At 64.9% G+C, this 19,327-nt stretch carries 18 protein-coding genes; 16 read left to right on the plus strand and 2 right to left on the minus strand.

Features of this window, described 5'->3' with window-relative positions:
- Positions 1 to 15: 15 nt before the first annotated feature.
- From ACVWYQ_RS33370 to uxuA, 6 genes are all read left to right on the plus strand, one after another.
- A complete protein-coding gene (locus ACVWYQ_RS33370) occupies positions 16 to 828 on the plus strand; it encodes a FadR/GntR family transcriptional regulator (protein WP_404543225.1) in 813 nt (270 codons plus the stop codon).
- Between the two features lie 81 nt (positions 829 to 909).
- On the plus strand, positions 910 to 1,875 hold the full coding sequence (locus ACVWYQ_RS33375; protein WP_404546305.1) for a sialic acid TRAP transporter substrate-binding protein SiaP: 966 nt from the start codon (positions 910 to 912) through the stop codon (positions 1,873 to 1,875).
- Between the two features lie 219 nt (positions 1,876 to 2,094).
- On the plus strand, positions 2,095 to 2,673 hold the full coding sequence (locus tag ACVWYQ_RS33380) for a TRAP transporter small permease (protein WP_271542074.1): 579 nt from the start codon (positions 2,095 to 2,097) through the stop codon (positions 2,671 to 2,673).
- A 4-nt stretch (positions 2,674 to 2,677) separates the two neighbouring features.
- Entirely contained in the window at positions 2,678 to 4,084 is a 1,407-nt protein-coding gene (locus tag ACVWYQ_RS33385) for a TRAP transporter large permease (protein ID WP_036042393.1), read from the plus strand.
- The gene (locus ACVWYQ_RS33390) at positions 4,081 to 5,130 is read left to right on the plus strand and encodes an L-idonate 5-dehydrogenase (protein WP_456726978.1); all 1,050 of its coding nucleotides are present in this window, start codon (positions 4,081 to 4,083) and stop codon (positions 5,128 to 5,130) included. Before ACVWYQ_RS33385 ends, ACVWYQ_RS33390 begins: the two co-directional genes overlap by 4 nt.
- Positions 5,131 to 5,205: 75 nt before the next feature.
- Positions 5,206 to 6,393, plus strand: a complete 1,188-nt coding sequence (gene uxuA / locus ACVWYQ_RS33395; protein WP_456727232.1) for a mannonate dehydratase — start codon at positions 5,206 to 5,208, stop codon at positions 6,391 to 6,393.
- 239 nt (positions 6,394 to 6,632) lie between these two features.
- Here uxuA and ACVWYQ_RS33400 read toward each other — a convergent pair whose 3' ends face one another.
- The gene (locus ACVWYQ_RS33400; protein ID WP_157281852.1) at positions 6,633 to 7,571 is read right to left on the minus strand and encodes a LysR family transcriptional regulator; all 939 of its coding nucleotides are present in this window, start codon (positions 7,569 to 7,571) and stop codon (positions 6,633 to 6,635) included.
- A gap of 211 nt (positions 7,572 to 7,782) precedes the next feature.
- Here ACVWYQ_RS33400 and ACVWYQ_RS33405 point away from each other — a divergent pair, with 211 nt between their 5' ends.
- From ACVWYQ_RS33405 to ACVWYQ_RS33430, 6 genes are all read left to right on the plus strand, one after another.
- Positions 7,783 to 8,865: an ABC transporter ATP-binding protein gene (locus ACVWYQ_RS33405; protein WP_271542072.1), complete on the plus strand. Its 1,083-nt coding sequence runs from the start codon at positions 7,783 to 7,785 to the stop codon at positions 8,863 to 8,865.
- Between the two features lie 37 nt (positions 8,866 to 8,902).
- Complete coding sequence (locus ACVWYQ_RS33410; RefSeq protein ID WP_157281848.1) at positions 8,903 to 9,619, plus strand: HAD family hydrolase; 717 nt, start codon at positions 8,903 to 8,905, stop codon at positions 9,617 to 9,619.
- A 14-nt stretch (positions 9,620 to 9,633) separates the two neighbouring features.
- Complete coding sequence (locus ACVWYQ_RS33415; protein ID WP_275497093.1) at positions 9,634 to 10,941, plus strand: NAD(P)/FAD-dependent oxidoreductase; 1,308 nt, start codon at positions 9,634 to 9,636, stop codon at positions 10,939 to 10,941.
- A gap of 22 nt (positions 10,942 to 10,963) precedes the next feature.
- Positions 10,964 to 12,010: an ABC transporter substrate-binding protein gene (locus tag ACVWYQ_RS33420; RefSeq protein ID WP_456726979.1), complete on the plus strand. Its 1,047-nt coding sequence runs from the start codon at positions 10,964 to 10,966 to the stop codon at positions 12,008 to 12,010.
- A gap of 68 nt (positions 12,011 to 12,078) precedes the next feature.
- On the plus strand, positions 12,079 to 12,891 hold the full coding sequence (locus tag ACVWYQ_RS33425) for an ABC transporter permease (RefSeq protein WP_456727233.1): 813 nt from the start codon (positions 12,079 to 12,081) through the stop codon (positions 12,889 to 12,891).
- On the plus strand, positions 12,888 to 13,673 hold the full coding sequence (locus tag ACVWYQ_RS33430; protein ID WP_036042384.1) for an ABC transporter permease: 786 nt from the start codon (positions 12,888 to 12,890) through the stop codon (positions 13,671 to 13,673). The genes ACVWYQ_RS33425 and ACVWYQ_RS33430 overlap by 4 nt, the downstream gene beginning before the upstream one ends.
- A gap of 31 nt (positions 13,674 to 13,704) precedes the next feature.
- Here ACVWYQ_RS33430 and ACVWYQ_RS33435 read toward each other — a convergent pair whose 3' ends face one another.
- Entirely contained in the window at positions 13,705 to 14,394 is a 690-nt protein-coding gene (locus ACVWYQ_RS33435; protein WP_456726980.1) for an aspartate/glutamate racemase family protein, read from the minus strand.
- Positions 14,395 to 14,607: 213 nt separating this feature from the next.
- On the opposite strand from ACVWYQ_RS33435, the gene ACVWYQ_RS33440 reads away from it, so the two are divergent.
- From ACVWYQ_RS33440 to ACVWYQ_RS33455, 4 genes are all read left to right on the plus strand, one after another.
- Positions 14,608 to 16,269 (plus strand): thiamine pyrophosphate-binding protein, encoded by a 1,662-nt coding sequence (locus ACVWYQ_RS33440; protein ID WP_456726981.1) that lies wholly within the window; start codon positions 14,608 to 14,610, stop codon positions 16,267 to 16,269.
- 4 nt (positions 16,270 to 16,273) lie between these two features.
- Positions 16,274 to 17,539, plus strand: coding sequence for an NAD(P)/FAD-dependent oxidoreductase (locus tag ACVWYQ_RS33445; RefSeq protein ID WP_456726982.1), 1,266 nt, complete (start codon positions 16,274 to 16,276; stop codon positions 17,537 to 17,539).
- A gap of 9 nt (positions 17,540 to 17,548) precedes the next feature.
- Positions 17,549 to 18,292 (plus strand): aspartate/glutamate racemase family protein, encoded by a 744-nt coding sequence (locus tag ACVWYQ_RS33450; RefSeq protein WP_036007157.1) that lies wholly within the window; start codon positions 17,549 to 17,551, stop codon positions 18,290 to 18,292.
- Between the two features lie 139 nt (positions 18,293 to 18,431).
- Positions 18,432 to 19,211 carry an SDR family NAD(P)-dependent oxidoreductase gene (locus ACVWYQ_RS33455; RefSeq protein ID WP_404543213.1) on the plus strand — a complete coding sequence of 260 codons (780 nt, stop codon included), beginning with the start codon at positions 18,432 to 18,434 and terminating at the stop codon, positions 19,209 to 19,211.
- Positions 19,212 to 19,327: the final 116 nt, after the last annotated feature.

The raw sequence follows: 19,327 nt of genomic DNA on the forward strand, positions 1-19,327 counted from the left end.
TTCGGGAGGGCCAGCGTGCCGCTGGAAGCTGTGGAGGCGAGACGGCTCTATCGCCAGGTCGCCGATCAATTGCGAAGCCTGATCGACAGCGGCGAGTACGCGGTCGGCAGCCGCTTGCCGACCGAACGCGAGCTCGCCGAGCAGCTCAAGGTGTCGAGGCCCACCGTGCGCGAAGCCTTGATTGCGCTCGAGGTCGAGGGCCGCCTGCGCATCCGCGTCGGATCCGGCATCTATGTGATCGAGCCCGCCGCAATCGCCGCGCCGGCGCCATCAGCGGTCATAGAAGGCCCGTTCGAGCTGCTGCGTGCCCGCGAATTCCTCGAAAGCGCCATCGCAGAGCAAGCCGCGCGCGTGGCGACCAAAGATGACATCGACCGCATCGACGCCGCGCTCGTCGCGATGGAGAATGTCGACCATCCTGGCGAAGCCTCGATGGTTCATGACCGCGCCTTCCATATCGCCGTGGCAGGATGTCTCGGCAATGCCGTGCTGGTGCGGGTTGTCGGCGAGTTGTTCGACCAGCGCCTCAATCCCTATTTCGCGCAGCTAGCGCATTATTTCGAGAACCCCACCACGTGGCGAACCGCGCTCGACGAGCACCGGGCCGTGCGTGACGCCATCGCTGCGCGCCGGCCGCTGACGGCCCATGACGCCATGCGCGATCACCTCGCGCATTCGCAGGAACGCTTTGCACAGAATTTTGGTGCCGAGACATCAGCAGGGGCGCCGGCTGCACAGAAGCGGGCGGCGCCGTCCGGGGTTCAGCCGGCGAAATCAAAACGACCATCGAAGAAACGGGCCAAGAGCGGTGGCGCGCGGAGGCCATGAAATTGGGCGGTCCGTTCCGGTTCGGGGCGGGCAAACAAGAAGCAGACTTGAACGATGGAGGAAAAGTCGATGTTGAAGAAGATGACGATTGCAGCAGTGATGTCCGCCGCCACGCTGTTGGCAGCGACCAGCGCCAGCATGGCGCAGACCAAGCTCAAATGGGCCCATGTCTACGAGCCCTCGGAGCCGTTCCACACCGCCTCGGTCTGGGCCGCGCAGGAGATCGGCAAGCGCACCAACGGCCGCTATGCGATTGAGGTCTATCCGGCCTCTCAGCTCGGCAAGGAGACCGACATCAACCAGGGCCTCTCGCTCGGCTCGGTCGACATCATCATCTCCGGATCGAGCTTCGCGGCCAAGAGCTTCGCGCCGATCGGCGTGACCTATTATCCCTACACCTTCCGCGATGCCGATCATCTGCTCGCCTACACCAAGAGCGACATCTTCAAGGAGCTCGCCAAGGGCTATGAGGACAAGAGCGGCCACCACATCGTCGCGGTGACCTATTACGGCGTGCGCCAGACCTCGTCCAACAAGCCGATCAAGACCTGCGCGGACATGAAGGGCCTGAAGATCCGCGTGCCCGACGTTCCGGCCTACCTCGCAATGCCGCGCGCCTGCGGCGCCAACACCGCGCCGATCGCCTTCGCCGAGGTCTATCTCGCGCTCCAGAACGGTACCGTCGAGGCGCAGGAAAATCCGCTGACGACGATCGAGGCCAAGAAGTTCTACGAGGTGCAGAAGCACATCGTGCTGACCGGCCACATCGTCGACCACCTCAACACGGTGATCGCCGGCGCGCTGTGGAAGAAGCTCAGCGACGAGGACAAGAAGATCTTCACCGATGTGGCGCAGGAGGCCGCTGCCAAGGCCACCGGAGAGATCAAGCAGAACGAGGCCAAGCTGGTCGCCTTCTTCAAGGACAAGGGGCTGACCGTGACCGAGGTTGACAAGAACGAGTTCCGCGACACCGTGCTGAAGAACGTCGCGTTCGAGACGTTCGGGTACCGCAAGGCCGACTGGGAGAAGATCCAGGCGGTGAAGTGACCGCCGCTTGCCCCGCCATAAGACCCTCATGGTGAGGAGCGCGAAGCGCGTCTCGAACCATGAAAGCCCAGGCGTCGCCCGGGGGCATCCTTCGAGACGCTTGCTTCGCAAGCTCCTCAGGATGAGGAGCGGAGCAAGCGTGAGACAGTAGAACAAAGACGTCATTCCGGGTTCGACGCTGACGCGTCGCCCCGGAACGACGATTTGGAGAGAGGTAACATGTCCACCGCCGAAATCCACCGGCAGATCACCGCGGACGAGATCGCGCACACCTTCGAGGAGGAGGCGACGCCGAAGGTCGATCTCGGCGTCTACGCCTTCGAGGACTGGGTGGCGCTGGCGATTTTCTGGGTGATGGCGCTCGCCGTCTTCCTGCAGTTCTTCACCCGTTACGTGCTCAACGACAGCTACGCCTGGACCGAGGAGATCGCGACCTATTGCCTGATCGGCGTGGTCTTCATCGGCTCGTCGATGTGCGTACGGCTGTCGCGGCATATCCAGGTCGACCTCGTCTATCGCTACCTGCCGCATGCCGTAGGGCGCGTGCTGTCGACCGCGATCGACCTGATCCGGATCGCCTTCTTCGGCTACGCCATCAAGCTGGTCTGGGTCTACATCAGGATCATCGGCGACGAGCAGATGACCACCATCAATCTTCCCAAGGACTATGTCTATTACGCCGTGTTGCTCGGGTTCGTGCTGATGCTCGCACGCTCCGTGCAGGTGGCAATCCAGAACTGGCGGCAGGGTTACTCGGTCCTCGAACGTCCCGGTGCCTACGACGGATCGGAAGGATAAAACCATGCTGCTGTTGCTCGGAGGCTTTCTCGTTCTCATGCTGCTCGGCGTTCCCGTGGCGATCGCCATGGCGGTGTCGTCGCTGCTCTACATCCTGGTCAGCGGCGTGACGCCAGATGTCACGCTGGCGCAGCGCATGATCGCCGGCGTCGAGAGCTTCCCGCTGCTCGCCGTGCCGTTCTTCATCCTGGCCGGCAATCTCATGAACATCGCCGGCGTTACCGGCCGCATCTACAAATTCGCGGTTGCGCTGGTGGGGTGGATGCGCGGCGGCCTCGGCCACGTCAACATCATCGGCTCGGTGATCTTCTCCGGCATGTCCGGCACCGCGATTGCGGATGCCGCCGGTCTCGGCACCATCGAGATCAAGGCGATGAAGGACCACGGCTACTCCACCGAGTTCTCGGTCGGCGTCACCGCGGCCTCGGCAACGCTCGGGCCGATCATCCCGCCGTCGCTGCCCTTCGTGATCTACGGCATGATGGCGAACGTCTCGATCGGCGCGCTGTTCCTGGGCGGCGTCATTCCCGGCGTCGTGCTGACGCTGTTCATGATGGTGACCGTCACCTATTTCGCGCACAAGAACAAATGGGGCAGCGACACGCCGTTCTCCTGGCCGCAGCTCGGCTCGGCCGGCCTCGAGATCCTGATCGTGCTGTCATTCCCGATGGCGATCTGGCTGATGGTCCTCGCCGGTCTCTCAGTCAACACGGCCGTCGTCATCGGCCTCGGCACGCTGCTCCTGATCGACTGGTATTTCGATTTCTCGGCGGTGATGGCGCTGATGGCGCCGGTGATCCTGATCGGCGGCATGACGCTCGGCTGGTTCACGCCGACGGAAGCTGCGGTTGCCGCGGTGATCTGGTCGCTGTTCCTCGGCCTCGTGCGCTACCGCACCATGACGTTCCAGACCGTCGCCAAGGCGACCTTCGACACCATTGAGACCACGGCCTCGGTGCTGTTCATCGTCACCGCGGCCTCGATCTTCGCCTGGCTGCTGACGGTGTCGCAGGCGGCGCAGATGCTGTCGGACTGGATGCTCAGCATCACCCAGAACAAATGGGTGTTCCTGGCGCTCGCCAACGTGCTGATCCTGTTCGTGGGATGCTTCATCGACACCACGGCGGCGATCACCATTCTTGTGCCGATCCTGCTGCCGATCGTGCTCAAGCTCGGCATCGACCCCATTCATTTCGGCCTGATCATGACGCTGAACCTGATGATCGGCCTGTTGCATCCGCCGCTCGGCATGGTGCTGTTCGTGCTCGCCCGCGTGGCGAAGCTCTCCGTCGAGCGAACGACGGTGGCGATCCTGCCCTGGCTGGTTCCGCTGATGCTGGCGCTGATCGCGATCACCTTCATTCCCGAACTGACCCTCTGGCTGCCAAAATACATGGGACTCTCCAAATGACCTCGACCGCTCTCGCCGCGACCCTGTTCGGCCCCGAAGACCTGCGCATGATCGAGCATCCGCTCGACAAGCTCGCTGACGGCATGGTGCGCATCCGCTTCGGCGCCGGCGGCATCTGCGGCTCGGACATGCACTATTTCCGTCATGCCCGCACCGGAGACTTCGTGGTGAAGTCGCCGCTGGTGCTGGGACACGAGATCTCGGGCGAGGTCGTGGAGATCTCCGGTGCCGCTGCGAACCTGAAGGTCGGCGACCGCGTCGCCGTCAACCCGTCGCGCTGGTGCGGCCATTGCGTCGCCTGCCGCGAAGGCCGGCCGAACTTGTGCGAGAACATCTATTTCATGGGATCGGCCTCGAAGACGCCGCACATGCAAGGCGGCTTCGCCAATTATTTCGATGCGATCCCGGCGCAGTGCGTGAAGATCCCGGACCACGTCTCGTACCAGGCCGCGGCGCTGGCCGAGCCGCTCGCGGTGTGCCTGCACGCGGTCGCGCGCGCCGGCAAGATCGAGGGCAAGCGCGGCATCATCTTCGGCGCCGGCCCGATCGGGCTTCTGACCATGCTCGCGGCGCACCGCGCCGGCATGGCCGACATCACCGTGGCCGACATCGCGCCGGCGCCGCTGGCTTTTGCGACCAAGCTCGGCGCCTCCCATGTCGAGAATGTCTCGGCCGGCGAGGAAGGGCTGAAGGCGCAGGCCGCGTTGCGCCCCTATGACGTCGCCTTCGAGGTCTCGGGCACGGCTGCGGGCCTTGCGAGCGCGATTCAGATCGTCAGGCGCGGCGGCGTCGTGGTGCAGATCGGCAATCTGCCGGGCGGCCAGATCCCGACGCCGTCGAATGCGGTGATGGCCAAGGAAATCGACCTGCGCGGCTCGTTCCGCTTCGGCTTCGAGTTCATGAATGCGGTGGAACTGATCGGCAACGGCAGCGTCGACGTGTTGTCGTTGGTCACCGCCGAGCGGCCGCTCTCGACCGCGCCTGATGCGCTGCGGCTGGCGCTGGACCGCTCGCAGAGCGTCAAGGTCGTGCTGACCGCGAACTGACTTTTGTTTTGACGCGTTTTCTTCACGCGAACCGGTACCCGCTTCGCTCGAAAACGTTTTGGGAGGCAGCACATGATGCTGGAGGGATGGCGCTGGTACGGGCCGGATGATCCGGTCTCGCTCGATGACGTCAGGCAGGCCGGGGCGAGCCAGATCGTCTCGGCGCTGCATCAGGTGCCGATCGGGGAGGCCTGGACGCGCAAGGCGGTCGAGGAGCGCAAGAATTTTATCGAGAATGGCCAGCCCGGCCGCTCGCAGCTGACCTGGTCGGTGGTGGAATCGATTCCGATCCCCGACGACGTCAAGCGCCTCGGCGGAAAAGCGACCAAGTCGATCGAGGCGTGGATTGCGAGCCTGGAGGAGGTGGCGGCCAGCGGCATCAAGATCATCTGCTACAACTTCATGCCCGTGGTGGACTGGTGCCGCACCGATCTGGAATGGGAGCTGCCGAACGGTGCCCGTGCCATGCGCTTCGACCAGGACCGCTTTGCGGCATTTGAACTGCACATCCTGAAGCGCCCGGCGGCCGCGCAGGAGTATAGCCCCGAGCAGCAGGCGCGCGCGAAAAAGCTGTTCGAGCAGATGAGCCAGGCGGATATCGACTATCTCGTCATGGTGATCGCCAGCGCGCTGCCGGGTTCGACCACCGAGCCGATGACCATCCCGCAATTCCGCGACCGGCTGGAGACCTATCGCGACATCACGCCTGAGATCCTGAGGCGGCATCTCGCGGAATTCCTCGCGCGCGTGACGCCGGTGGCCGAGCAGCTCGGTGTCTCCTTGACGCTGCACCCGGACGATCCGCCGCGGCCGCTGTTCGGCCTGCCGCGCATCGCCTCGTCGGCCGACGATTATCAGGCGCTGTTCGATGCCGTGCCGTCCAAGGCCAACGGCATCTGCTTCTGCACCGGCTCGCTCGGCGTGCGCGCGGAGAACAATCTGCCTGATATGGCCGAGCGTTTCGGCCCGCGCATCGCGTTCGCCCATCTGCGCGCGACCAAGCGCGAGGCGGACGGCCTGTCGTTCTACGAGTCCGACCATCTCGACGGTGACGTCGACATGATCGCGGTGCTCAAGGCGCTGCTAAAGGAGAACGCACGGCGCGCACCGGACAAGCGAATCGTGTTCCGTCCCGACCACGGCCACCGCATGCTCGACGATCTCGCCGCCACCAAGCGCACCAATCCCGGCTACACCGCGATCGGCCGCCTGCGCGGCCTCGCAGAGTTGCGCGGTGCCATCAGGGCGATCGAGCATCGGTAGAGCCACAACTCTATCCACGTCGTCATTGCGAGCGCAGCGAAGCAACCCAGAATCCCTCCGCGGAAAGACTCTGGATTGCTTCGCTACGCTCGCAATGACGTGGAGGGAGGGGGGCGACGCCTCCACAGCGTCATGGCCGGGCTTGTCCCGGCCATCCACGCCTTACCACGTGGCACGGCGAACGTGGATGCCCGGGACAAGCCCGGGCATGACGGCTTCTTGTGAAGCTCGCTCCAGGCTCAATAGCACGCCGCCATGGCGCCGAGCTTCGGATAGAGCCGGTCGATCGCGGCGATCTCGCTTTTCATCTGCGCGATGATCCAGTCGCGGATCTCGGCGGCGATCGGGCGCATCGGGCGGTTGCGCGGCGGCAGGAATTCGCAGATGCGGCGCGTGGTGGTGAGCCGGTCGGAGGCCGGCACCAGCGCGCCGGTGAGCAGCCAGTGCGAGGCGACCGTCAGCCAGCCGAGCGCGATGCCCTGGCCGAGCAGCGCGGCCTGCACCACGACGGCATAGTCGGTAAAGCTCAGCGCCTTGGCCGCGCCGCGGCGGCCGGTGAGGAGGGAAGCGTAATCCGCAGCCCAGTCGCCCGGTGTCTCGGCGAGGCGGATGATGGTGTTGCCCTCGGCGGGATCGGTCTCGCCGAGATAGCCGGGGCTGCACATCGGCAGCATCACTTCCTTCATCACCAGCGTGCCGCCGGAGGGCGGCTCGTCGCGGTCACGGAAGCGCATGCCGAGATCGACATTCTCCACCGGTCCGCGCAGCGCGCCGGAAATCAACTGGAAACGCAGATCGACTTGCGGAAACTGCTTCTGCAGCTTGTCGATGCGCGGCATTAGCCAGTGCGTGGTGAAGGCGGAGGAGACCGACAGCGTCACCGTCTCGGTGCCCTTGCGGCGCCGCTCGATCTCGACGAGCCCGCTCTCGATGCTGCGGAAGCCTTCGAGCACGCGGCGATAGAGCAGCTCGCCTTCCTCGGTGAGCACCGCGCGGCCCGCCTTGCGATCGAACAGGCGGACGCCGAGATGCTCCTCGAACTGGCCGAGCATGCGGCTCACCGCCGGCTGCGTGACGTTCAGCTCGGCGGCCGCAGCCGTGAAGCTGCCATTGCGCGCCGCCGCGTCGAAGACGAACAGGGCGTTGCCGGACGGCAGCATGCGACGGAGCTCTGGCATAACGTCATGTTATGGGCGCGGTGAGAATTTGGCAATTGCCGGATTTTGCCAAGTCTGGTGTCATGAGCATGACAGCCTAAAGACAGGCCCTTAGAGCGAGGATTTGGTGCAGCGCACGCTTCGGCCGTGAGTGCTCCAAATCCCTGTCTATAAAGCAGGCTTATGGCGCGCAGTGAGGCACGCCGGCTGAGGGACATCGCGAGGTCGATCGTTGGACAAGCGAGCGGAAAGCGTCGAGATCAGGTCCGCCAGCAAGGCCTATGGCGCCGTTCGCGCCCTCGATGACGTTTCGCTCAATGTCAGCGCCGGTGAATTCGTCTCACTGCTTGGCCCGTCCGGCTCCGGCAAGACCACGCTGCTCGGCATTTTGGGCGGCTTCATCCTGCCGACCTCAGGCACGATTCTATTCGGAGGCCGTGACGTCACCTACATGCCGCCGCACAAGCGCGACATCGGCGTGGTGTTCCAGAACTACGCGCTGTTTCCGCACATGAGCGTCGGCGAGAACGTCGCCTTTCCCTTGCGCGCGCGACGCCTGCCGAAATCCATCTGGCCGGACAAGGTGCGCGCAGCGCTCAGCATGGTCGGGCTTGCCGGCTATGAAGAGCGCGGCATCGCGCAGCTCTCCGGCGGTCAGCGCCAGCGCGTGGCGTTGGCGCGCGCCATGATCTTCGAGCCGCGCCTGATCCTGATGGACGAGCCGCTCTCGGCGCTCGACAAGCAGCTCCGCGAATCCATGCAGATCGAGCTGCGCGCGTTGCACAAGCGCATCGGCGCGACCATCATCTATGTCACCCATGACCAGCGCGAGGCGCTGACCATGAGCGACCGCGTCGCCGTCATGAAGGACGGTCGGTTGGTCCAGATCGACGAGCCGGCGCGGCTGCATGACCATCCCGTCGATTCCTTCGTCGCCAGCTTCATTGGCGAAGCCACGATGCTGCCGGTCCGCCGCGTCGATGGCTCCAGCGTTGCGCTCGGCAATGCCTTGCTGCGCAGCGCACGCGCCATTCCCGATGGCGATGCCCTGATGCTGGCCGTGCACAGCGAGAAGCTGCTGATCGATGATGGCGCGCAGGATGCCGCCTGTAACCGGCTGACCGGGACCGTCACCGACATCGTCTATCAGGGCGAGAGTCTGCGCGTTTTCCTCGCGCTCGCCGATGGCATCGCACTCAGCCTGCGCCAGCCGAGCTATCACCAGGCCTATCACCGCATCCCGCCGCTCGGCGGCAGCCTTACCGTCACGCTCCACCCCGAGGACACCATTGTCGTGCCCAGGGTGCGGGACTGAAACTGAAGCCTCATCCAACCCGAGAGAAGAAACTGATATGTCGACACAAGCCGCGTTCAGCAATTTCAAGGTGCTCACCTTCGACGTCGTCGGCACCCTGATCGATTTCGAGACCGGCGTGCTTGAAGCGGTCCGCAAGATCGGAGGCAAGAAGGCGGCCGAGCTCAGTGATGACCAGATCTTCGAATCCTACAAGCGCGGGCGCGATAAGCATTACGAGCGTTCGAGCGAGGTGATGTTCTACGTCTACCGCTATCTCGCCAACGAGCTCGGGCTGCCGGCGGACGATGCCTCCTGTGACGTCTTCCAGCTTGCCGTGCTGCGCTGGGGGCCGTTCTCGGACTCGGTCGAGGCGCTGAAGCGCCTGCGCACGAAGTTCCGCCTGGTGGCGATGACCAATGCCGACCGCGTGGCGCTGTCGTGCTACGCGCATGCGCTCGGTAATCCCTTCGATGACACCGTCTGCGCCGACGACACCGGCGTTGCAAAACCGAACCCGGAATTCTTCGCCTACAACAAGGGCCGCCAGTCGGCCTTCGGCTACAAGCAGTCCGACATCCTGCACGTCGCGCAGAGCCAGTATCATGACATCGGGATCGCGCGGAAGCTCGGCTACAAGGTGTGCTGGATCGAGCGTCGCCAGGGCATCGCCGGCTTCGGCGGCACGCCGGCGGTGGAGACGCTGACCAAGCCGGACTTCCATTATCCGACGTTGAAGGCGCTTGCCGACGCGGCCATCGGGCCGGCGGCGTAACGGAGAGCTGTGGCATGACACGGGACTGGCGCGCGCTGCCATCGGTCAATTCACTGTGGGAAGCCACGGCGGAGCCGGCGCGCGCGTTTCCCGTGCTGTCGGGCGAGCAAAAGGCGGATGTGGTGATCATCGGCGCCGGCTACACCGGCCTCTCCGCCGCGCACCACATCGCCAAGAGCGGGCTCAGCCCCGTCGTGCTCGAAGCGAACCGCCCCGGCTGGGGCGCGAGTGGGCGCAATGGCGGGGTGATCACGGCAAAGTTCCGCCTGTCGTTTCGCGAGATCGATGCCGCGCACGGGCGCGCCATGGCACGGCGCATGTACGAGATCGCGCATGAATCGACCGACATGGTCGAGGAACTGGTGTCCGAATTCGGCATCACCAGTGCGAATTTGACGCGCACCGGCCAGGTCAAGGCCGCGCATAACGAGACGACGCTGAAGGCTGCGATCGACGAAGCCAACTGGATGACGCGCGAAATGGGCTCCGGCGCGGTCCGCATCCTCGACAGGAACGGCGTGCGCGAGGAGACCGGCTCCGACATCTTTGTCGGCGGCGTGCTCAATCCCGGTTCGGGCGGGATACATCCGTTGAACTATCTGCGCGGCCTCGCAAACGGCGTTGCAAGCCGCGGCGTTCCGATTTTTGCGCAGTCGCCGGTCGTCAAGCTCCGGCACGAGAACGGCGGCATCGTCGCCGAGACGCCGCAAGGCGCGGTGCGTGCAAAACAGGCGATCATCGCCACCAACAGCTATTCGGATCTGACCGGCGCCACAGTGCATCTGCAGCGCACGCTGATTCCGTTCCGCAGCGCCATGGTCGCAACCGAGCGGCTCCCCGGCAATCTCGCGGGAAAACTGATGCCGACCGGGCGCACCTACACCGAGACCAAGCGCATGATGCGCTGGTTCCGCATGGTCGACAACCGCGTCATCTTCGGCGGCCGCGGCGCCTTCGGCAAGCAGGATTCGCAAGCCGCGTTCGACGCCTTGCGCAAGGCGATGGTCGGCATCTTCCCCGATCTCGCCGATGTCCCGCTCGCATACAAATGGTCAGGGCTGGTTGCGATGACGCTGGACTCGGTCCCGCATATCGGACGGCTCGACGACCGCACGCTCTTCTCGGTCGGCTACAACGGCGCCGGAGTTGCGATGTCGAGCCTGATGGGCCGCTATCTCGCCGCCTTCGCGCGCGGCGAGACGCCCGACGTCGGCCTGCTCGACGCACGACGCATGAAGGCGATTCCATTCTATCCGCTGCGGGAGCCCGCCGTGCGCATGGTCGCCGGATGGTACCAGTTTCTCGATGCGATCGGTCGGTGAGATCTATTTGGAGGAGGCGAGGATGACGATGAAGCAGAAGTTTGGACTGGGCTGCGCGCTGCTGGGCGCAATCGGATTGACCAGCGCGGCTGATGCCGCCGAGCAGATCACCTTCGTCTCGCAGGGCGGCGCCTATCAGCAGGCGCAGACTGTGGCGATCCTCGATCCCTCCGCCAAGAAGCTCGGCATCACCATCAACCAGGACTCCATTCCGGACGCCTGGCCCGCGATCAAGACGCAGGTCGGCAGCGGCAAGCCGATCTGGGACGTCGTCGACACCCCGACCGGCAACTGCCTGCGCGGCGGCGAGCAGGGGCTGATGGAGAAGCTCGACTTCTCGAAGATTCCAAACGGCGCGGCGATGCCGGAGGCCTATCGCAGCCCCTATTCAGTGTCCTACGAGTTCTATTCGAGCGTACTTGCCTACAGCCAGAAGAAATTCCCGAAGGACGCGCCGAACAGCTGGGCCGATTTCTGGGACGTGAAGAAATTCCCCGGCCGCCGCGCGCTGCGCAACCATCCGTTTGCAACGTTAGAGGCGGCGCTGATGGCCGATGGCGTCGCGCCCGACAAGCTCTATCCGCTCGACGTCGACCGCGCCTTCAAGAAGCTGGAAGAGATCAAGCCGCACATCACGGTGTGGTGGACCTCGGGCGCGCAGTCGGCGCAGTTGCTCAATGACGGCGAGGTCGACATGGAGATGGCCTGGAACGGTCGCGTCACCGCGGTCGCCAAGGAAGGCGCGAAGGTCACCTTTACCTACAACCAAGGCATCCTGCAGAGCACATCGCTCTGCATCCTCAAGGGCGCGCCGAATCTCGCCACCGCGGTGAAATTCCTCAACGAGGCCGTTGATCCCGTGCACCAGGCCAATCTGCCACTGCACATCGACTATGGTCCGGGTAACCCCAAGGCGTTCGAGACAGGCGTGATCAAGCCCGAGCGCGCCGCGCAATTGCCGAGCGAGCCGGCCAACGCCGCCAAGCAGGCGCTGATGTCCTACGCCTGGTGGTCCTCGCCGGCCGGCGAAGCCGCCGAGAAGCGCTGGGCGTCCTTCATGCAGAAGTGAGCGAGGCAGCGTTGACGACTTCAGTGCCAGATCCCTCCCAAAAGCATCAGCGCCGTGAGCACGGCCTGATGCTGGCACTGGTGTCACCGGCGCTGCTGGTGATCCTGGCTCTGATCGTGCTGCCGGTCGGCTGGCTGGCCTGGCAGTCGATCTACCATGACGGCTTCACACTGGAGAATTATCGCCGCGTCTTCACCGAAGACGTCTACTGGCGCAGCTTTGCGCTGACCTTCGAGATCAGCCTCGCGGTCACGGCAATCGCGCTGCTGCTCGGCTATCCCGTGGCCTACCTCGCCAATTCGGTGCCGAAAGGGTGGAGCATCCTCATCCTCTCGCTGGTCGTGCTGCCGTTCTGGACCAGCGTGCTGGTCCGCGCCTATGCCTGGCTGGCGCTGCTGCAGCGCACTGGCGTGATCAACCAGTTCCTGCGCTACCTGGACGTGATCTCCGAGCCGCTCGCGCTGGTCCACAACACCTTTGGCACGGTGGTTGCGACCGTGCACATCCTGCTGCCCTTCATGGTGCTGCCGCTCTACGCCACCATGCAGAAGATACCGAACGATCTCATGCAGGCCGGCGCCAGCTTGGGTGCGAGCCCGTCGCTGACGTTTTTCCGCGTGTTCCTGCCGCTGTCGCTGCCGGGTGTGCTCGCGGGCTGCACCATGGTGTTCGTGCTCTGCCTCGGCTTCTACATCACGCCGGAGCTGCTCGGCGGCGGCCGCACCGTGATGGTGTCGATGCTGGTGAGCCGCAATGTCGAGCTCTACAACCAGTTCGGCGCGGCCAGCGCGGTCGCCGTCGTGCTGCTCATCAGTGTGCTCGTGATCTTCTTCATTGTAAGTCGCTTCATCTCGCTCGACCGCGTGTTGGGGCAGAAATGATGCGCGCTTCGCCTGCACGGATTGCCCTCTACGTGATCAGCGCGCTGGTGCTGATCTATCTGATCCTCCCCGTTCTGATCATCGCGCCGATCTCGTTCTCCAGCGCGCGCTTTCTGACCTTTCCGCCGCCGTCCTTTTCGCTGCGCTGGTACCAGCAATATTTCTCAAATCCCGCCTGGATGCAGGCGACGCAGGTGACGTTGACGGTCGCCCTCCTCACCGTCGTGATCGCGACCCCGTTCGGGGTGGCCGCCGCCTATGCCATCAGCCAGTCGAAGCTACGCATCATGAGGCTGATCCACTTGGCGCTGCTGTTGCCGCTGGTGGTGCCTATCATCATCACCGCCGTCGGCATCTTCTTCGTCTATGCCAAGGTCGGTCTGGTCGCGACCATGCCCGGCCTCGTGCTGGCCAACGTGATGCTGGGCCTGCCCTATGTCGTCATCTCGGTGCTCGCGGGCCTGCAGAGTTTCGATCCCGCGCAGGAGATGGTGGCGCGCAGCCTCGGCATGAACCGCCTGCGCAGCTTCTTCGCGGTGACGCTGCCGCAGATCAAGTCCAGCGTGGTTGCGGGCGGAATCTTCGCCTTCATCTCGGCGATGGACGAGACCATCGTCGCGCTGTTCATTTCCGGTGGCCAGTATCAGCCGTTGACCAAGCGCATGTTCACCGCGCTGCGCGACGAGATCGATCCGACCATCGCCGCGATCTCGACCTTGATGACGGCGGCCTCATTCATGCTGGTGCTGCTGGCGAGCGCGCGGCAGAAGCGAAGCGGGTGAGGATAGCGGGGCTGAAATTGACGAGATCGATTCACCCGATGGCGAAATCGGCGGCCGTTTCCGCGTGAATGGCGGTGGTGTCGAACGTCTCGACCGAGGTGTCGTCCGGGCCGACCAGCATGGTGATCTCGGTGCAGCCGAGGATGATGCACTCGGCGCCGCCGGCGACGAGCGCCGCCATCACCTCCTGATAGCGCTGGCGCGAGGGCGCGGCGACGTTCCCGAGGCACAGCTCGTCGTAGATGATGCGGTTCACCTCGGCGCGCTCGTCCGCGGGAGGGACCATGACGTCGAGACCGTGCGCGCGCAACCGGTCGATGTAGAAGTCTTCCTCCATCGTGAACTTGGTGCCGAGCAACCCGACCCGCCGATATCCCTTGCCCCGGATCCGCTCGGCCGTCGCATCGCCGATGTGGATGAACGGAACGCTCACGCTGGATATGATCTCGGGCGCCAGTTTGTGCATTGTGTTCGTGCACAACACGATCGCCCGCGCGCCGGCACTTTCGAGCAGCCGCGCGACCTCCGCCAGGCTCGCCGCCGCCTCCTGCCAGCGGCCGGCATATTGCATCTGCTTGATCTCCTCGAAATCGTAGGAATACATCAGAAGCGGGGCCGAATGCAGCTTGCCGATGCGGTCGCGGACCCGCTCGTTGATGAGCTTGTAGTAAAGCGCGGTGCTCTCCCAGCTCATGCCGCCGATCAGGCCAATGGTTTGCATTCCGGTGCTCCCGAACAGTGATTCAGAGGGATCGTAGACGAAGATGCCGAACCTCGCCATCATGGCAGCGGCAGGGCCTGTAGTGCAAACGACAGGGACGGGCATGACGCCTGCGCAGGCTGTGAGAAGCCTTTCGACCTTGCGCACGCTCTCGGCCTGTCTTAGGCCAGTTCCCGAACAAGTGCGCATCGCCGAAGTCTCGAGGGAGCCGACATGACCATTCGCAACACCCGCACCGGGGGCCAGATCCTGATCGATCAGCTCGTTGCCCAGGGCGTCGAGCGCGTCACCTGCGTGCCGGGCGAGAGCTATCTGGCGGCGCTCGATGCGTTGCATGACAGCCCGATCGACGTCGTGATCTGCCGCGCCGAAGGCGGTGCGGCGATGATGGCGGAGGCCTATGGCAAGCTCACGGGGCGGCCGGGCGTCTGCTTCGTCACCCGCGGCCCCGGTGCCACCAATGCCAGCCACGGCGTTCACATCGCGATGCAGGATTCGACGCCGATGATCCTGTTCGTCGGCCAGGTCGACACCGGCATGCGCGAGCGCGAGGCGTTCCAGGAGCTCGACTACAAGGCGGTGTTCGGCTCGATGGCGAAATGGGCGGTCGAGATCGATCGCCCCGACCGCATTCCGGAGCTGGTCGCGCGTGCCTTCCGAATCGCCATGCAGGGCCGCCCCGGTCCCGTCGTGATCGCGCTGCCGGAGAACATGCTGACCGAGACCGCGGCCGTTGCCGATGCCATGCGCATCGAGCCCGCCGTGAGCTGGCCGGCGCCTGCCGATATCGAAAAGCTCGGCGCCATGCTGGCCGGCGCCAGGGCGCCACTCGTCATTCTCGGCGGCTCGCGCTGGACCGATGAGGCGGCCAAGAGCATCGCGCGGTTCGCCGAACGGTTCGACCTGCCGGTCGCGACCTCGTTCCGACGGGCCTCGCTGATCGACGCCGACCATTCGCACTATGCCGGCGACCTCGGCATCGGACCGAGCCCCGGCCTGAAGGCGCGCATCGACAATGCCGACGTCGTCCTGCTGATCGGCGGCCGCATGTCGGAGATGCCATCGTCGTCCTATACGCTGCTCGACATTCCGAATCCGAAGCAGAAGCTGATCCATGTGCATCCGGGCTCCGAAGAGCTCGGCCGCATCTATCAGCCTGAACTGGCGATCCAGGCGACGCCGGCCGCCTTCGCCGCCGCCGTCGAGACGCTGAGGCCCTCCGGCGCAGTGGCGTGGAAGGGCGAGGCCGCCAAGGCGCATGCCGATTATCTGGCCTGGACCGGGAAGGCGCGCGAGCTGCCGGGCAGGTTCCAGTACGGCGAGGTGATGACTTGGCTGCGCGACCGCCTGCCGAAGGACGCGATCGTCTGCAACGGCGCCGGCAATTATGCCGGCTGGATCCATCGCCATCACCGCTTCCACAGCTTTGCCGCGCAGCTCGCGCCGACCTCGGGCTCGATGGGCTATGGTGTGCCGGCGGGCGTGCTGGCCAAGCGGCAATATCCGGATCGCGTCGTGGTCGCGTTTGCGGGCGACGGCTGCTTCCTGATGAACGCTCAGGAATTCGCCACCGCCGTGCAATATGACGCGCCGCTGATCGTCATCATCATCGACAATTCGCAATACGGCACCATCCGCATGCACCAGGAGCGCGACTATCCGGGCCGCGTCGTCGGCACCCAGCTCAAGAATCCGGACTTTGCGATGTATGCGAAGGCGTTCGGCGGCCATGGCGAGCGTGTCGAGCGGACCGAGGAGTTCGCACCGGCGTTCGAGCGCGCGCTGGCCTCGGGCAAGCCGTCGATCCTCCATTGCATCATCGATCCCAGGGCGATCTCGGTCGGCAAGGATTTTGTGCCAGCGGTGAAAGCTTAAAGCGATGCCTGACGGCCGCCACGTCGCCATCATCGGAGCCGGCGCGGTCGGCGTGATCAGCGCCATCGAGGCGCTGCGCGAGGGGCACCGCGTCACGCTGATCGATCCCGGCGAGCCTGGCGGCGAACAGGCGGCGAGCTACGGCAATGCCGGCTGGCTCTCCTCGCATTCGGTGATTCCGCCGGCGGAACCGGGCGTCTGGAGGAAGGTGCCGGGCTATCTGATGGACCCGCTCGGCCCGCTCGCGATCCGCTGGTCCTACTTGCCGAAGGCGCTGCCCTGGCTGATCAAGTATCTGCTGTCGGGCTGGACCGCGGCGCGGGTCGAGACGACGGCATTCGCGCTGCGCGACCTCCTGAAGGACGCGCCGCTGCTGCATAGGAAGCTCGCGGAAGAAGCCGGCGTCCCCGAGCTGATCGAGCGCAACGGCGTGATGCACGTGTTCACCTCGCGCGGCAATTTCGATAACGATCTCGGCTGGCGCCTGCGCAAAAAGGTCGGCGTCGAATGGCTGGAGCTCAATGCCGACGAGATGCGCCAGCGCGAGCCGGATCTGCATCCGCGCTACACCTTTGGCGTCGTGGTGGAGGAGGCCGGGCGCTGCCGCGATCCCGGCGCTTACGTTGCAGCCCTCGCCAATCATGCGATTGCGAGCGGCGCGAAGCACGTGCGCGCCAAGGCGACCGGGCTGAAGCTCAGCGGCGGCAAGCTCGTGGCTGTCCTCACCGAGACCGGCGAAATTGCCTGTGATGCCGCAGTGGTCGCGGCGGGTGCCCGCTCGAAGCAGCTCACAGCGTCGGTCGGCGATCCCCTCCCGCTCGAGACCGAGCGTGGCTATCATGTCGTAATCGAGAATCCGGAAGCAGGTCCACGCAGCTCGATCATGGCCTCCGACGCCAAGATGGTGGTGAACTGGACCAACAAGGGCCTGCGTGCCGCCGGCACGGTCGAGATCGCCGGCCTCGAGGCCGCGCCGAACTGGAGGCGCGCCGAGATCCTGCGCAACCACCTCGTCGGCATGTTCCCGAAGCTGCCGAAGGACATTCCGGCCTCGCGCGTCAAGACATGGTTCGGCCATCGCCCGAGCATGCCGGACGGACGTCCCTGCATCGGCTATGCGCGCGCCTCGCGCGACATCGTCTATGCTTTCGGCCACGGCCATGTCGGCCTGGTCGGCTCGGCTCGCACCGGTCGTCTGGTCGCCCAGCTCGTGAGCGGCAAGGCGCCGGAGATTCCGCTTGCGCCGTTCGCACCCGATCGTTTCCTCTGAGAGCGCACCATGACCACCTCAGCCAGCTCGTCCTCTCGCATCGCCCGTGGCGGCAAGGCCATCTACGGTGCGCCGCTCGGCATCCTGATGCTGGAGGCGCGCTTTCCCCGCATTCCCGGCGACATGGGCAACGGCACGACCTGGCCATTCCCGGTGCTCTATCGCGTGGTGAGCGGCGCCTCGCCGGAGAAGGTGGTGCTGAAAGGCGCGGCCGGCCTCTTGCCCGATTTCATCGATGCGGCGAAAGATCTGGTGCGGCTCGGAGCGGAGGCCATCACCACCAATTGCGGCTTCCTCTCGCTGTTCCAGAAAGAGATCGCGGCGGCGGTCGGCGTTCCCGTCGCGACCTCCTCGCTGATGCAGGTGCCGTGGGTGCAGGCGACCCTGCCGCCCGGCAAGCGCGTCGGCCTCGTCACGGTGTCGGGCTCGACCTTGACGCCGGCCCATCTCGAAGGTGCCGGCGTGCCGCTCGACACGCCGCTGGTCGGCACCGAGAACGGGAAGGAGTTCTTCCGTGTCCTGATCAAGGCCGAGAAGGACGACATGGACATCGCGCAAGCCGAGCGCGACGTGGTCGAGGCCGGCAAGGAGCTGGTTGCCAAGCATCCGGATGTCGGCGCCATCGTGCTCGAATGCACCAACATGCCGCCTTATGCCGCCGCGCTTCAGGCTGAGGTCGGATTGCCCGTCTACGACATCTATTCCATGATCACCTGGTTTCATGCCGGGCTGCGCCCGCGCGTCTTTGCGTGAATGCGTCCGTGAGATCGTCACTAAGCATGATCCGGAAAAGTGCGCAGCGGTTTTCCGACAAGATCATGCTCAAACAATAACCCAAAGCGCGATGACGATTCGTCCTCATCTCATCGCGCTTTAGTCCAGGAGTGAACCCATGAAACTATCCGGCAAGGTCGCCGCCATCACCGGCGCGGCGCGCGGCATCGGCAAGGCCTGCGCGAAGAGGTTTTTGGACGACGGCGTCAAGGTCGTCATCTCCGACGTCGATGCCGATGGGCTCGCCGCCACGGCCGCCGAGCTCGGCCGGCCGGATGCGCTGCGCACTGTCGTCGGCAATGTCGCCAAGCGTGCTGATGTCGATCAGCTGGTCGCGACCGCGGTGAAGGAGTTCGGCCGGCTCGACATCATGGTCAACAATGCCGGCGTCGCCCGCAACCGCGACATCCTCGACATCACCGAAGAGGAATTCGACGAAATCATCGGCATCAATCTGAAGGGCGCCTTCTTCGGCGTGCAGGCGGCGGCGAGGCAAATGATCGCCCAAGGCGGCGGCGGGGTCGTCATCAACATGTCCTCGGTGAACGCGCTGCTGGCGATCCCTTCGCTTGCGACCTACGCGATGTCGAAGGGCGGCATGAAGCAGCTGACCTCGGTTGCCGCCGTCGCGCTCGCTCCGCACAACATCCGCGTCGTCGCGGTCGGACCGGGCACGATCTTAACCGACATGGTGGCCTCCGCGATCTACACGTCCGAGGACGCGCGCAAGACCGTGCTGTCGCGCACGCCGGCGGGCCGCGGCGGCGAGCCGAGCGAGGTGGCCTCGGTCGTGGCGTTCCTCGCCAGCGACGATGCCTCCTACATCACCGGACAGACGATCTATCCGGATGGCGGAAGGCTCGTCCTGAACTACACGGTGCCGGTGAAGGAGAAGTAGGGCTGGGAAAGTCGCCCCACACTGGCTGTCATCGCCCGCGAAGGCGGGCGATCCAGTATTCCAGAGGCCGGCGTTGAAGATCTCGCTCCCGCCGCATCCGCCGCGGCGTACTGGAT

It is taken from the genome of Bradyrhizobium sp. USDA 3397, from assembly GCF_054060965.1.

What these genes read in the sequence shown, in the direction of transcription:
- ACVWYQ_RS33400 (WP_157281852.1), bottom strand. Translation starts at nt 7,571, where the DNA reads ATGCCAGAGCTCCGTCGCATGCTGCCGTCCGGCAACGCCCTGTTCGTC.
- ACVWYQ_RS33385 (WP_036042393.1), top strand. Translation starts at nt 2,678, where the DNA reads ATGCTGCTGTTGCTCGGAGGCTTTCTCGTTCTCATGCTGCTCGGCGTT.
- ACVWYQ_RS33440 (WP_456726981.1), top strand. Translation starts at nt 14,608, where the DNA reads ATGACCATTCGCAACACCCGCACCGGGGGCCAGATCCTGATCGATCAG.
- ACVWYQ_RS33425 (WP_456727233.1), top strand. Translation starts at nt 12,079, where the DNA reads ATGCTGGCACTGGTGTCACCGGCGCTGCTGGTGATCCTGGCTCTGATC.
- ACVWYQ_RS33415 (WP_275497093.1), top strand. Translation starts at nt 9,634, where the DNA reads ATGACACGGGACTGGCGCGCGCTGCCATCGGTCAATTCACTGTGGGAA.
- ACVWYQ_RS33450 (WP_036007157.1), top strand. Translation starts at nt 17,549, where the DNA reads ATGACCACCTCAGCCAGCTCGTCCTCTCGCATCGCCCGTGGCGGCAAG.
- uxuA (WP_456727232.1), top strand. Translation starts at nt 5,206, where the DNA reads ATGCTGGAGGGATGGCGCTGGTACGGGCCGGATGATCCGGTCTCGCTC.
- ACVWYQ_RS33380 (WP_271542074.1), top strand. Translation starts at nt 2,095, where the DNA reads ATGTCCACCGCCGAAATCCACCGGCAGATCACCGCGGACGAGATCGCG.
- ACVWYQ_RS33390 (WP_456726978.1), top strand. Translation starts at nt 4,081, where the DNA reads ATGACCTCGACCGCTCTCGCCGCGACCCTGTTCGGCCCCGAAGACCTG.
- ACVWYQ_RS33435 (WP_456726980.1), bottom strand. Translation starts at nt 14,394, where the DNA reads ATGCAAACCATTGGCCTGATCGGCGGCATGAGCTGGGAGAGCACCGCG.
- ACVWYQ_RS33410 (WP_157281848.1), top strand. Translation starts at nt 8,903, where the DNA reads ATGTCGACACAAGCCGCGTTCAGCAATTTCAAGGTGCTCACCTTCGAC.
- ACVWYQ_RS33445 (WP_456726982.1), top strand. Translation starts at nt 16,274, where the DNA reads ATGCCTGACGGCCGCCACGTCGCCATCATCGGAGCCGGCGCGGTCGGC.
- ACVWYQ_RS33420 (WP_456726979.1), top strand. Translation starts at nt 10,964, where the DNA reads ATGACGATGAAGCAGAAGTTTGGACTGGGCTGCGCGCTGCTGGGCGCA.
- ACVWYQ_RS33375 (WP_404546305.1), top strand. Translation starts at nt 910, where the DNA reads ATGACGATTGCAGCAGTGATGTCCGCCGCCACGCTGTTGGCAGCGACC.
- ACVWYQ_RS33430 (WP_036042384.1), top strand. Translation starts at nt 12,888, where the DNA reads ATGATGCGCGCTTCGCCTGCACGGATTGCCCTCTACGTGATCAGCGCG.
- ACVWYQ_RS33455 (WP_404543213.1), top strand. Translation starts at nt 18,432, where the DNA reads ATGAAACTATCCGGCAAGGTCGCCGCCATCACCGGCGCGGCGCGCGGC.